The organism is Sphingomonas sp. 28-62-11 (assembly GCF_002278865.1).
In the GTDB taxonomy this organism is placed as follows: Bacteria; Pseudomonadota; Alphaproteobacteria; order Sphingomonadales; family Sphingomonadaceae; genus Sphingomonas.
Map to the genome: position 1 here is coordinate 1 of NZ_NCGB01000006.1, position 13217 is coordinate 13217.

General features: G+C 62.3%; 12 protein-coding genes. 10 read left to right on the forward strand and 2 right to left on the reverse strand.

Annotated features, from left to right (window positions below; translation table 11 throughout):
• Positions 1 to 457 precede the first annotated feature (457 nt).
• Positions 458 to 2278: a translation elongation factor 4 gene (gene lepA / locus B7Y49_RS02770; protein ID WP_374126041.1), complete on the forward strand. Its 1821-nt coding sequence runs from the start codon at positions 458 to 460 to the stop codon at positions 2276 to 2278.
• A gap of 34 nt (positions 2279 to 2312) precedes the next feature.
• Here the strand turns inward: lepA and B7Y49_RS02775 are convergent, their stop codons facing one another.
• Positions 2313 to 3032: an SDR family oxidoreductase gene (locus B7Y49_RS02775; RefSeq protein WP_374126042.1), complete on the reverse strand. Its 720-nt coding sequence runs from the start codon at positions 3030 to 3032 to the stop codon at positions 2313 to 2315.
• Between the two features lie 68 nt (positions 3033 to 3100).
• Here B7Y49_RS02775 and uvrC point away from each other — a divergent pair, with 68 nt between their 5' ends.
• The 5 genes from uvrC (at position 3101) to B7Y49_RS02800 (ending at position 8889) form a co-directional block, all read left to right on the forward strand.
• Positions 3101 to 5023, forward strand: coding sequence for an excinuclease ABC subunit UvrC (gene uvrC, locus B7Y49_RS02780; protein ID WP_374126043.1), 1923 nt, complete (start codon positions 3101 to 3103; stop codon positions 5021 to 5023).
• 75 nt (positions 5024 to 5098) lie between these two features.
• Positions 5099 to 6055 carry a polysaccharide deacetylase gene (locus B7Y49_RS02785; protein ID WP_374126044.1) on the forward strand — a complete coding sequence of 319 codons (957 nt, stop codon included), beginning with the start codon at positions 5099 to 5101 and terminating at the stop codon, positions 6053 to 6055.
• On the forward strand, positions 6052 to 6963 hold the full coding sequence (locus tag B7Y49_RS02790; RefSeq protein ID WP_374126045.1) for a GNAT family N-acetyltransferase: 912 nt from the start codon (positions 6052 to 6054) through the stop codon (positions 6961 to 6963). Before B7Y49_RS02785 ends, B7Y49_RS02790 begins: the two co-directional genes overlap by 4 nt.
• Positions 6964 to 6999: 36 nt before the next feature.
• On the forward strand, positions 7000 to 7731 hold the full coding sequence (gene recO, locus B7Y49_RS02795) for a DNA repair protein RecO (RefSeq protein WP_374126046.1): 732 nt from the start codon (positions 7000 to 7002) through the stop codon (positions 7729 to 7731).
• Positions 7732 to 7782: 51 nt separating this feature from the next.
• Entirely contained in the window at positions 7783 to 8889 is a 1107-nt protein-coding gene (locus tag B7Y49_RS02800) for a glycosyltransferase family 2 protein (protein WP_374126047.1), read from the forward strand.
• On the opposite strand, the gene B7Y49_RS02805 is transcribed toward B7Y49_RS02800, so the two are convergent.
• Positions 8886 to 10139: a phospholipid carrier-dependent glycosyltransferase gene (locus B7Y49_RS02805; protein WP_374126048.1), complete on the reverse strand. Its 1254-nt coding sequence runs from the start codon at positions 10137 to 10139 to the stop codon at positions 8886 to 8888. The two genes, B7Y49_RS02800 and B7Y49_RS02805, sit on opposite strands and share 4 nt — an antisense overlap.
• A 96-nt stretch (positions 10140 to 10235) precedes the next feature.
• On the opposite strand from B7Y49_RS02805, the gene B7Y49_RS02810 reads away from it, so the two are divergent.
• Genes B7Y49_RS02810 through B7Y49_RS02825 form a run of 4 tightly spaced genes read left to right on the forward strand, consistent with a single transcriptional unit; the run spans position 10236 to position 13194 of the window.
• Complete coding sequence (locus B7Y49_RS02810; protein WP_374126049.1) at positions 10236 to 11444, forward strand: PLP-dependent aspartate aminotransferase family protein; 1209 nt, start codon at positions 10236 to 10238, stop codon at positions 11442 to 11444.
• A gap of 27 nt (positions 11445 to 11471) precedes the next feature.
• Entirely contained in the window at positions 11472 to 11870 is a 399-nt protein-coding gene (gene apaG / locus B7Y49_RS02815) for a Co(2+)/Mg(2+) efflux protein ApaG (protein WP_374126120.1), read from the forward strand.
• A complete protein-coding gene (locus tag B7Y49_RS02820) occupies positions 11867 to 12658 on the forward strand; it encodes a LysR family transcriptional regulator (RefSeq protein WP_374126050.1) in 792 nt (263 codons plus the stop codon). The genes apaG and B7Y49_RS02820 overlap by 4 nt, the downstream gene beginning before the upstream one ends.
• Positions 12655 to 13194 (forward strand): GNAT family N-acetyltransferase, encoded by a 540-nt coding sequence (locus tag B7Y49_RS02825; protein ID WP_374126051.1) that lies wholly within the window; start codon positions 12655 to 12657, stop codon positions 13192 to 13194. Before B7Y49_RS02820 ends, B7Y49_RS02825 begins: the two co-directional genes overlap by 4 nt.
• The last annotated feature ends 23 nt before the right edge of the window (positions 13195 to 13217 follow it).

A 13217-nucleotide genomic window follows, 5' to 3' on the forward strand; every position in this document is an offset into this window, starting at 1 on the left:
ATGATCTGCTCCTCGGTAAATCTGCTGCGCTTCATCGTCGTCCTCCTTCATGAAGGACTCTAGCTCAGACTGGCGGAGTTTCAGGGGAGCACGTCAGTGACATTGGCATTGCGCATGCACCGCTCGAAGAAATTCTGATTCCGATCGATACAGCTCTGTTGCGAATTCCAGCCCGAAGAAGGCTTGCTAGCGCAAAGTCGATTCTGGGTTTCGAGCGTCCTGCGACATTGCGCCTCGGCTGAACTGGAGGTCATTTGGGCATCCAGGCTCGAAAATGCCTGCATGCCAACGGCAATAGCGATTACAGATTGCAGAATAAACTTTGCCACAGCAGATCCCCCTTTTGCTGCGGGTGTAGCCGAAGGCGCATCATGGCCGGTTCGCCGATTAACCGGCCAGCGCCTTTGGCTTCCGCATATTTAAGTGATACGGACGGCTCATTCCAACATACAACAGAATGGCACCCGTGACGACTCCGCTCGACCGCATCCGCAATTTTTCCATCATCGCTCATATCGACCACGGCAAGTCGACGCTCGCAGACCGGCTGATCCAGCAGACCGGCGGGCTTTCCGCGCGCGAAATGTCCGAGCAGGTGCTCGATAATATGGATATTGAGAAAGAGCGCGGCATCACCATCAAGGCGCAGACCGTCCGGCTAAAATATGTCGCCAAGGACGGGCTGGAATATGCGCTTAACCTGATGGACACGCCAGGCCATGTCGATTTCGCCTATGAGGTTAGCCGCAGCCTTGCCGCGTGTGAGGGCGCGCTACTTGTTGTCGACGCGGCACAGGGCGTGGAAGCGCAGACGCTTGCCAATGTGTACCAGTCGATCGAGCATGATCATGAGATCGTGCCCGTTATCAACAAGATCGATCTACCCGCGGCCGAGCCCGAGAAAGTGCGCGCGGAAATCGAGGAAGTTATCGGCCTTGATGCATCGAACGCGGTGCTGACCAGCGCCAAGTCGGGCATCGGCATCGCCGACGTGCTCGAGGCAATAGTGACGCGCATTCCGCCGCCCAAAGGCGATGCCGATGCGCCGTTGAAGGCGATGCTCGTCGACAGCTGGTATGACCCGTATCTGGGCGTCGTCATCCTCGTTCGCGTGATGGCCGGTACGCTGAAAAAGGGCCAGCTGATCAAGTTTATGGCCACGGGCACCCAGCATCTGATCGACCGGGTCGGCTGTTTCCGCCCCAAGATCGAGCAGCTGACCGAACTTGGTGTCGGCGAGATCGGGTTCATCACCGCGCAGATCAAGGAAGTCGCGCAGACCGCGGTCGGTGACACGATCACCGATGCCAAGCGCCCCGCGCTTGAACCGCTGCCTGGCTTCAAGCTTGTCCAGCCGGTGGTGTTCTGCGGGCTGTTTCCGGTCGATGCCAACGACTTCGACAAATTGCGCGAGAGCATCTCCAAGCTTCGGCTGAACGATGCCAGCTTCAGTTTCGAGATGGAATCGAGCGCCGCGCTCGGCTTCGGCTTTCGCTGCGGGTTCCTAGGGCTGCTCCACCTGGAAATCATCCAGGAGCGCCTCACGCGCGAATATGACCTCGATCTCATCACCACCGCGCCATCGGTGGTTTACAAGATCAACCTCACCTATGGCGGCGGCGAGATCGAGCTGCACAACCCCGCCGACATGCCCGATCCGACCAAGATCGAGAGCATTTCGGAGCCGTGGATCGAAGCGGTCATTTATTGCCCTGACGAGTATCTCGGCTCGATCCTGAAGCTCTGCCAGGACCGGCGCGGCATCCAGAAGAACCTGACTTATGTCGGCGGCCGCGCGCAGGTGACTTACGAATTGCCGCTCAACGAGGTCGTGTTCGATTTCTACGACCGTCTGAAGAGCATTAGCCGCGGCTATGCGAGCTTCGACTATCACCAGATCGGCTATCGCGAGGGTGATCTCGTCAAGATGAGCATCATGGTCAATTCGGAAGCCGTCGATGCGCTGAGCATGATCGTCCACCGTGGCACCGCCGAAAGCCGCGGCCGGGGCATGTGCGAGCGGCTGAAGGATTTGATCCCTCGTCACCTGTTCAAAATTCCGATCCAGGCAGCAATCGGCGGCAAGGTGATCGCCCGCGAGACGATCGCGGCTTTGCGCAAGGACGTGACCGCCAAATGCTATGGCGGCGACGCCAGCCGCAAGCGCAAGCTGCTCGACAAGCAAAAAGAGGGCAAGAAGCGGATGCGCGAGTATGGCTCGGTCAGCATCCCGCAGGAAGCTTTCATCGCCGCGCTGCGGATGGGGGATGAGGGCTAGAGCTGGTTCGCCTTCGGTCGGCCCGGGTTCGGCGCTAAAACCGCAACATTACCCGGCGGGCGATCGCCGGGGAGATGTTGTGGACCACGCTCAGCAGCTTGGTCATCCCGACATTGGCTTCATGCCGATCGGTTTCCATGGCGGCGACAATCTGTCGCGCGCATTCCTCTACCGGCATTTTCTTGTGCGATTGGCCTGCCGTCATTCGTGTTTCGACCACAGGCGGCAGCACTTCCATGACATGGACGTTGCTGCCTGCGAGTTGCGCGCGTAGCGCCTGGGTGAAGCTGCGTAGCCCTGCCTTAGTTGCGCAATAAACCGGGGCGCCCTTGCTGGGGGCAATGGCCAACCCCGATGTGACGTTGACGATCATTGCCTGCGATCGCGCCCGGAGCCCGTCCATCAGGCGCGTAATCAGGTGAATTGGCGTCGTGAGGTTGAGCGCGATGCATTGATCGACCCGATCAAGGTCAATCCCCTTGGTCACATCGTACAGCGTGCCCATACCGGCATTGTTGACCAGAATGTCGATCGGCCATTGCCGAACCACGTCGACGATCTTGTCGCGCCCGGCATCGGTCGTCAGGTCGGCGTCGATGGCTTCGAGCCCTTCGGCATGTGCCGCGGCCAGCCGGGCTGGATCACGACCGCAAATGATCACGTGCGCACCCTTCACCCGCAATGCCCGCGCCAGGGCCAGGCCGATCCCGTCGGTGCCCCCTGTCACCAAGGCGGTCTTTCCGTGCAGGTCCATGTGGCCGATCCCCCAAGTTGATCATTAAAGCCGTTGTTGCGTCCGGTGCGCCGCCTTAACTGAGGCGGATGCGTACGCCCCACCAACCCGATCGCTTCAACGAAGACAAGGCCGCTTATGCCGTACGCGGGGCCGATGCGCCCGATCTGGAGGCCGGCGTGGCAGCCATCCGTAACGTATTGGCAACGCTACCCGCTCGCCCCGGCGTGTACCGGATGAATGATGCGCGGGGCGACACGCTGTATGTCGGTAAGGCGCGCGCGCTGAAGAGCCGGGTGACGAACTACACCCAGGTCGACCGCCTCTCGCGCCGCCTTCAACGCATGGTCGCGCAGACCCGCAGCATGACGATCGTCACGACCAATAATGAGGCGGAGGCGCTGCTGCTCGAGGCACAGCTGATCAAACGCTATCGCCCGGCCTACAACGTGCTGCTGCGCGACGACAAAAGCTTCCCCTTCATCCTGCTGCGGGCCGACCATGAATTTCCGCGTATCCAGAAGCATCGTGGCGCGCGGCGGGCCAAGGGCAATTATTACGGACCGTTCGCGAGTGCTGGCTCCGTCAACACCACGCTCAACGCATTGCAAAAGCTGTTCCTGCTCCGCAGTTGTACTGACAGTTTCTTCCGCAATCGCGATCGGCCGTGCCTGCTTTATCAGATCAAGCGCTGCTCGGCGCCATGCGTCGGGCGGATCGATGCTGATGCCTATGCCGATCTGGTCGCGGACGCGAAGTCGTTTCTGGCGGGCAAATCCACCGAAGTGCAGGTGAAGCTTGGCAAGCAGATGGAAGCGGCCGCCGAGGCGATGGACTTCGAGCTCGCGGCGATCCTGCGCGATCGGCTGCGCGCGCTGACCTTCATTCAGGGATCGCAGGCGATCAACGCCGATGGGGTAGGGGATGCCGATATCTTTGCGATGGCCAATCGAGACGGCGTGATCGGCATCCAGGCCTTTTTCATTCGCGGTGGGCAGAATTGGGGGCATCGCAGCTTTTTCCCCGCGCATACCAATGACGTGCCCGAAGATGAGGTGCTAAGCAGCTTTCTGAGCCAGTTTTACGAGGAAGTGCCGCCGCCGCGTACGATTCTGATCGATCGCGATTTGAATGAAGGCGAATTGCTGGGCGAGGCGCTGGGGGCTGCGGCGGGGCACCGGGTTGCGCTATCAACGCCGCAGCGCGGGGTGCGGCGGCGGCTGCTCGATCAGGCCAAGCGCAATGCCGAGGAAGCGCTTGATCGGCGGCTCGCCGAAAGCACCACCCAGGCCAAATTGCTGCGTGAAGTCGCCGAGTTGTTCGATCTGGGCGAGCCCCCTGACCGGATCGAGATTTACGACAACAGCCATATCCAGGGCACCAATGCGCTCGGCGCAATGGTCGTCGCGGGGCCGGAGGGGTTCCGCAAGGGCCAGTATCGCAAGTTCAACATCAAGAACCCCGATACCGCGCCGGGCGATGATTTCGCGATGATGCGCGAGGTGTTCACCCGCCGCTTTCAGCGCGCGCAGGATGAAGATCCTGATCGCGATCGTGGCGACTGGCCCGATCTCGTCCTGATCGATGGCGGTCGCGGGCAATTGAATGCGGCAAAGGAAGTGCTGGAAGGGCTGGGGATCGAGGATGTGTGCCTAGTGGGCATCGCCAAGGGGCCACACCACGGTCGCGACGGGCGTGAGGTTTTCCATTTGCTCGACGGACGCGAATTCCAGCTACCGGTCAATGCGCCGGTGCTGTTCTATCTCCAGCGGTTGCGTGACGAGGTGCACCGCTTTGCGATCGGCGCCCACCGGGCGAAGCGCGCCAAAGCGATCGGCGCGAGCCCGCTTGACGAAGTGCCTGGCATCGGCCCGGCGCGCAAGAAAGCGTTGCTTATGCACTTCGGCACCGCCCGCGCCGTCCGCAATGCCAGTTTGGAGGATCTGCAAAAGGCCCCCGGGGTGTCGGTCGCTATGGCGCAGGGCATTTATGATTTCTTCCATGCGCGGTGATGTGGCGGATTTCAGCAACAAAACGTTACAGCGCTGATTCGGAGTTTCTTCATCGTGTTGGGCTAGACCTAGCCCATGCCGACGCCCGTTTTCCTCACTGTCGACACTGAAATCATGTGGCGACACCATGTCGCCGGTCATGACGTGGAGACGCTGTTCGTCCGCTCGTTCGAGCCGGGCGGGGTCGGCGTTTCATATCAGGTCGGCCTGTTGCAACGCTACGGCTTGAAAGCGACCTATTTCGTCGATCCGATGCCTGCGCTGGTCTATGGCCTTGATCCGTTCAAACGGTTGATCGAGGCGATCCTGACTGCAGGGCAGGAAGTGCAATTGCATCTTCACCCGAACTGGATCGGCGCAAAGGCGGGGGATAAGGGCCATGGCCGTGGCCCTTCGAACATCAACGAACTGACACTCGATGCGCAGCGTGATTTGCTTGGTGGCGCGCGCGATCTGCTGGTCGCGGCTGGCGCGCCAACGCCGATCGCGTTTCGCGGCGGGAATTACGGTGCGAACGACGATACGCTCGCCGCGCTCACCGATCTGGCATTTCAATACGACAGCAGCCATAATGGTGCAGCGCACCCATGGCCGAGCGCGATCACCCTGGCGGAAGGCCAGATCGCGCCGATCGAACATCAGGGGATTGTCGAAGTGCCGGTATCGTTGATCGAAGATGCGCCGGGCCGGATGCGCCATTTTCAAATTTGTGCGCTGTCGGCTGCCGAAATGCGCGCCGCGCTCGACCATGCCATCGATAACGATCATGCAGCACTGACGATCGTCAATCACGGTTTCGAACTTGCCAACCGCAATGGCACCGCGCCCAATGCCGTCCATGTCAGCCGGTTCGAGGCACTCTGCACAATGCTTGCCGAGCGACGGGATGCATTGCCAACCGCCCATTTTGCGGACCGCCCTTTGCTTCGTCTCGGTCGCGATGATCGCCCGATTGGTGCAAGTATGACGCGTCGACGCTGGCGGCAGGCCGAACAACTTTGGTCCAATCTCGTCGCGGAGCGCGTGGCATGACGGCGATGCCGCTGCCCTTGCGGTTTCAAGTCGGCGCCCGTACCCTCATGGCCGTGCAGCGCCAGCTGGTCCGTGTGCCCTTGTCGTTGGATGAGGCGATGGAGGGGCGCTTGCCCGTCCTGCCGACGCTTGATCGAACCGCGCATGGCTATGCGATCACCTCGCTCCCCGCCGATCGGCGTGACGCGATGGCCTTTGCGGGCGGCGGCATGATCGCATTCGTCCGCCAGCACTACACCCGGCATTATATCGATCTGACGATCGGCTTCGATGCCTATCAGGCGAGCCTTTCGGGCAACACACGCTCGACGATCAAGCGAAAGACCCGCAAGGTCGCCGACGTTTCAGGCGGGACGCTCGATATCCGACGCTTTCGGACACCTGATGAGATGACGGCGTTCCACGATATCGCCCGGCGGATTTCGCTTCGCACTTATCAGGAACGGCTGCTCGGCAGTGGCCTGCCCGATGACGATGCGTTCCTGCGCCAGATGTACAGCGGTGCAGCTGCCGATTCAGTGCGTGCCTGGCTGCTCTATGTCGCTGGCGAGCCGGCTGCCTATCTCTATTGCCCGGTGCAGGGCGGAGTCGTGCGGTACGACCATGTCGGGCATGATCCGGCGTTCAATGATCTTTCACCGGGTGCGGTGCTGCAGATGGCGGCGCTGGGTGACCTGTTCGCCGAAGGGCGCTTTACCCGGTTCGACTTCACGGAGGGCGATGGCCAGCACAAGCGCCAGTTCGCCACCGGCGGGGTCGCGTGCATCGATATGCTGTTGCTGCGGGCGTCGCTGGTCAATCGGCTGACGACGGTGGCGCTCGGCGGGTTCGATCGCAGCATGGCGCTGGGCAAGCGCGCGACCCAGAAGCTGGGGCTTCAGAAGGTCGCCAAGCGCATTCGGCGCTAGTTTCGCGCGCGGCGTGGTTCGGCGTATAGCCGCGCGATGCATATCCGTGCCGAGGCCCTGATCCTGTCGATCCGATCGCATGGCGAACACGGCGCGGTGGTCCGCGCGCTTACCCGCGATTATGGGGTGCAGCCGGGCTATGTGCGCGGCGGGCGATCGCGGCGGATCAAGCCGATTTTGCAACCGTCCAATCTGGTACTGGGCGAATGGCGCGCGCGGACTGAAGAGCAGTTGAGCGGGCTGACGGTGGAGCTGATCCACAGCCGCGCGCCGCTGTTCGCCGAGCCCCTGCCCGCTGCCGCGCTCGATTGGGCGACGGTGCTGACATCGGCGGCACTGCCCGAGGGGCAGCCCTTTGCGCACCTGCATGATGCATTGACGGCGCTGTTCGACGCCATCGAGGCCGCCCCCGCGGCGCGAGGCTGGGCGGGTGCGCTGGTGCGCTATGAATTGCTGTTGCTGGCCGAACTCGGCTTTGGGCTTGATCTGGAGCGCTGCGTTGTGACTGGCGCGGAGGAGGACCTCGCCTGGGTCAGCCCCCGCAGCGGCGGGGCGGTGAGTGCTCAGGCAGCCGGCGATCATGCCGCCCGCTTGCTTCGGTTGCCGGGTTTTCTGGTGCACGGTGGCGCCGCGGATTGGGATGATGTGCTCGCTGGCCTGCGGATCACCGGGCATTTCTTGGAACGTGACGTGCTGGTCGATCGCCGGGCAGATGCGCTCGCGTCGCGCGAACGGCTGATCGATCGGCTGAAGAGAGCGGTTGCGTGATCGGCATCGGCTCGGCAAGGCGAAGTGGCTGATGAAGCCGGGGGACGATCGTTGACTGCGAAGGCCGCATTGCTCGAACTCGCTATCGTCATCCCGACGTTCAACGAGGCGGCAAATGTGCCGCTGCTGGTCGCTAAGCTCGATACCGCGCTGGCGGGGCGGGCGTGGGAAGCGATCTTCGTCGACGACGACAGCCCCGACGGCACCGCCAATGCCGCGCGCGAAATTGCACGTACCGACCGCCGTGTCCGCGTGATTCAGCGGATCGGTAGGCGGGGGCTTTCGTCGGCCTGTATCGAAGGGATGTGCGCCACTGCCGCGCCTCTGGTCGCCGTGATCGATGGCGATCTGCAGCATGACGAGACCTTGCTGCCAAAGATGCTCGATGCGTTGCAGGCCGATCCGGGCCTCGACGTCGCGATCGGATCACGCTTTGTCGGCGATGGCGGAACGGGCGATTGGGACAAGGACCGGGTCGCCAAATCAGCCTTTGCGACGCGCTTGTCGCGGCAAGTGCTGAAGGCTGATCTCACCGATCCGATGAGCGGATTCTTTATGATCCGCACCGATATGGTTCGCGCGATCGCGCCCAATCTCGCGGCGATCGGCTTCAAGATCCTGCTCGACATCATGACCGGCAGCCCGCGCCCATTGCGTTTCGTCGAGCTGCCCTACACCTTCCGGGTCCGCACGGCGGGGGAGAGCAAGCTCGATTACGTTGTCGCGATGGAATATCTGATAGCGCTGTATGATCGGATGTTTGGCCGCTACGTGCCGGTGCGGTTTGCCATGTTCTGCGCCATCGGCTTGGTCGGGTTGGCAGCGCATATGGGGGTGCTGGCGGTAGTGCTGGCGATCGGCGCGACCTTCCTGATCGGCCAGATGGCGGCGGCGACTTGTGCGATGACGCTCAACTTCTTCCTCAACAATGCGCTTACCTATCGCGATCGTCGGCTCCGCGGGTTTCGGCCGCTGCTTGACGGCTGGGTATCTTTTTGCGTGGTGTGCTCGGTCGGGCTGGTCGCCAATATCGGCGTTGCCGCGTTTCTCTATGATGCGCGGACGGGCACCTGGGCGGCGTCGGCGATGGTCGGCGTGCTCGTGGGGGCGGTATGGAATTACGCACTGTCCTCGCGCTTTACCTGGGGGCGGTACTAACGCCAGCTAAAGAACCACATCCAGTTCAGGAACGCCTGGTCGCTGGGCAGCGCCGCGGCGGACAGGATCGGATAGAAATAGGCGAATAAGGTCGCCGCGAGCCCTGCAAACCACATGTCGGCGTCGCGCAGTCGCCCCTTGCCGAAATGGTCGAACGCCGCGGCCAGCGCGAGGCACAGAAAGATGCTCGGCAAATAGTAATAATAGAAGAAGCCGACCTTTTTGGGGATGATGATCCACGGCAGATAGGCGCCGATCCACAGTCCCGCGATCATGCCTGCAACTCGCGCCCGATCGCGAACCGCTGCATAAATGCACGCCGCCACCGCCACCAGCCCGCCCCACATGATGGCCGGATTGCCGACCAGCAAAATGCCTCGCACGGCCCCATCGACCGGTTCATAGAGATACCAGATCGGGCGAATGTCGAGCGGCCAGGTCCACCAGTTCGATTGATAGGTATGCGGGGGCAGCGGTTGTGTCTGCTGGGCATACATAATGGCTTGAAACGGCAGCAATGTGCCAATCGTCAGCGGGTCACGCGCATAGAAGAATGCTGGGGCAAAGGTAACGAAATAGGCGATCAGACTGACCCCGCCGAACAGCAGCACCGCCGTCACGCGCCGCCGGTGGAGCGGAGGGGCATCGTCGGCGGGGACGAACATGATGGCCAGCACGGCAAAGGCGACGAATGGGATCGCCGCCCATTTCGCGCCAACCGCTAAGCCAAACAGCATGCCTGACAGCGCGAGACGCCGCAGGATGCGTTCAGGCGGCGCGTGCATCGCCCAGATCAGCGTGGCGATGCCAGTAACGGTGAAGGCCGCCATGTATCCGTCGAGCATCGCGATCCGCGCCTGGATGAACACCGTGAAGTTCAGGATCGCGAACAGCGCGGCAAACGCTGCGGGCCGGACTCGGCCGATAAGCAACCACGCGATTGCGAACACCCCCACCACCACCGCTGTCGCCGCGATCGTCGAGAAGAATCGCCATCCGAAGCTATTGTCACCGAACAGCAGGATGCCGAGCGCGATGATTTCCTTGCCCAGCAGCGGGTGTTCGATGTTCAGCGGCCCGCCCAAGGTCAGCAGGTAATTGGCGGCGGGCACATAATGCGTCTCGTCGAATACCGGTTTGGTCGGGCGGGCCAGGTTGATCAGAAACAGGATTTGCGCGGCAAGGCCGATCGCCATCGCGACAAACGGGGCTTGATGCCAGGGCCGGGGGGTGTGCGAATCGGGCTTCATGCCATCGTCCCTTCCATCATCGCGCTGATGGTTCAAGCACGTCGCTCTCCATCGCCCCATTGACGGGTTAGCCCCCGAACCGGCAAAGCAGCGTTCATGAAACGTCGCACCGGACAAGACCGCGAAATCACGCAACATTGGCGACCCGCCACCCAGGCGGTGCGCGGCGGTACGGCGCGTTCCGAATGGGGTGAAACCTCGGAAGCGCTGTTCCTGACATCGGGCTATGCCTATGATTGTGCTGCCGATGCAGCCGCGCGCTTTGCCGGCGAGCAGCAGGGCATGACGTATTCGCGGTTGCAGAACCCCACCGTCGAAATGCTCGAACAGCGCATCGCGCTGATGGAAGGGGCAGAGGCGTGTCGTACGATGGCGACCGGCATGGCCGCGATGACTGCCGCATTGCTGTGCCAGCTGCAAAGCGGCGATCATGTCGTCGCCGGGCGAGCGGCATTCGGCTCCTGCCGCTGGCTGGTCGATACATTGCTGCCCAAGTTCGGGATCGAGACGACCGTGGTCGATGCGCGCGATCCGCAGGCGTTCGATGATGCGCGACGCCCGAACACCAAGGTGTTTTTCTTCGAAACCCCCGCCAATCCGACGATGGACGTCGTCGATCTGAAGGCGGTTTGCGGCATTGCGCGCGATAACGGCATTACGTCGGTGGTCGACAACGCCTTTGCGACCCCGGCGCTCCAGCGCCCGCTGGAATATGGCGCTGATGTCGTCGCCCATTCGGCTACCAAGATGATGGACGGGCAGGGGCGCGTGCTTGCCGGCGCGGTGTGCGGCACCGAAGATTGGATCACCAACACTTTGTTGCCCTTTACCCGCAACACCGGGCCGACGCTGAGCGCGTTCAACGCGTGGGTGGTGTTGAAGGGGCTTGAAACACTCGATCTGCGGATCAGGCGTCAAAGCGAGAATGCGTTGAAGGTTGGGCGTTTCCTGGAGGGGCGGGTGCCCCGCATCCTGCACCCAGGCTTGCCAAGCCACCCCCAGCACAATCTTGCCATGAGCCAGATGGAGGCATGCGGGTCGATCTTTGCGTTCGAAGTCGCTGACGGCCGCAAGCAGGCGCATGGCCTGCTCGATGCGCTGGCGCTGATCGATATCTCGAACAATATTGGCGATTCGCGATCGTTGATGACTCACCCTGCCTCTACGACGCATTCGGGCGTTGCGGAGGAAAAGCGGCTCGAAATGGGCGTGACCGAGAACCTGCTGCGGCTGAATGTCGGGCTTGAGGACCCCGCCGACGTGATCGACGATCTCGATCAGGCGCTGACGGTGGTCGGTCTATGAGCGGACGCCAATGAGCCGCGCGCCATGATGAAGGCGCTGTTCCCGCATGTCGCCGAAACGCGCGACGTGATCGTGCGCGTTTCGGTCAGTTATCTGCCCGAACAGTCCGATCCCGCGCGGGGGCGCTGGTTCTGGGCCTATCATATCCGGCTGGAGAATATTGGCGCGGTCGCGGTACAGTTGCTGACGCGACACTGGATCATCACCGACGGGCGTGGCCACCGCCATGCCGTCGAGGGCGAAGGCGTTGTGGGCGAACAACCGCTGATCGCACCGGGGGGCAGTTTTGATTACGTCTCGGGCTGTCCGCTGCCGACGCCTGCAGGGTCGATGCAGGGCAGTTATCACATGATCGACACCGACGGTGCGGGGTTCGATGTCGACATCCCCAAATTCGCGCTGATTGCACCGGCGGTGGCGGGATGAAGCGCACGCACCTGCCCCTGAACGGTCTGCGCGTGCTCGACGCCGCCGCGCGCCACCTGAGCTTCACACGCGCCGCCGACGAATTGGCGGTGACTCCGGCGGCAGTCGGTCAGCAAATTCGGGCGCTTGAGGACACGTTGGGAACGGTGCTGTTCCGTCGCACGACCAAGGGCCTCGAACTGACGCCAGAAGGCGAGGCCGGGCTGGCTGCGCTACGACACGGTTTCCTGCAATTCGAGGAAGCCGTTCGCGCGATGCAGGCGGGGCAAACCTCCAAATCGCTAACCATCGCCGCCCCGCGCGATTTCTCCGAAAAATGGCTGTTGCCACGCCTCGCCGAAATTGCCCGTGCTGATCCCGAATTACGGTTCGTGCTCGTAAACGCCGATGAATTGATCGACTTCACCGAAGCCAATCTTGATCTGGCGATCCGCTGGGGCGAGGGGCCGGGCGAGCATGAGGGCGAAGCGCTTGAATCCGACGGTATGGTCACGATCGAGCGCCCCGGTGGCGGCGCTGATACCCGCATATCCTGGCCAGGCTGCCTGAATGATCCCGAAGTCTCGCTGGTGCGGGTCGGCGATGCCGGCCTCGCCATCGATGCTGCCGCGCAGGGGCTCGGGCGGGCGACCGTGCCCGAACTGCTTGCCGCGCGCGATATTGAAGCTGGCCGGGTGATCGTGATTGGCGATCCCAAGCCCTATGCCAAGGGCTATTGGCTGGTCGCGCCGCTACCGCAATGGCGCCAGAAAAAAGTAAAGGCGCTGGTCGAAGCACTTACCCGGTGAACGAAACACCGATCATTGACAGCGAACGCGTGCGGTTGCGACCTTTGGTAGTCGACGATGCCGAGGCGCTGTTTTCCGTATACGGTGATCCGACTGCCATGATGTGGTGGACGCACGCTGCCCACGAGAGCGTCGAGCAGACCCGCGAACAGCTGGCGCGAAATGATCTGGCCCGCGACTGGCGATCCTGGGCAATCACGCGGCACGGCGATGATCGCGCGATCGGGACTGCCGCAGCGCACGAAGAGCGCCAGGGGAGGGTGATCGAGATCGGCTATTCGCTTGCCCCCGCTTATTGGGGCACCGGGCTGGCGCGAGAGGCCGTCACAGCGCTGATCGATTATCTGTTCACGGTCGAAGGCCATCGCCGCATCTTTGCTGATACCGATCCGGATAATAGCGCCTCGAATGGCTTGCTGACACGGCTTGGCTTTACGTTGGAGGGGCGTCTGCGCGGCGAGTGGGAAACGCATATTGGCGTGCGCGACAGCCTGATCTGGGGGCTGCTGCGCGACGAATGGTCGAGCCGGGTGTAACTGATCCGCTTCCTAGAACGAAT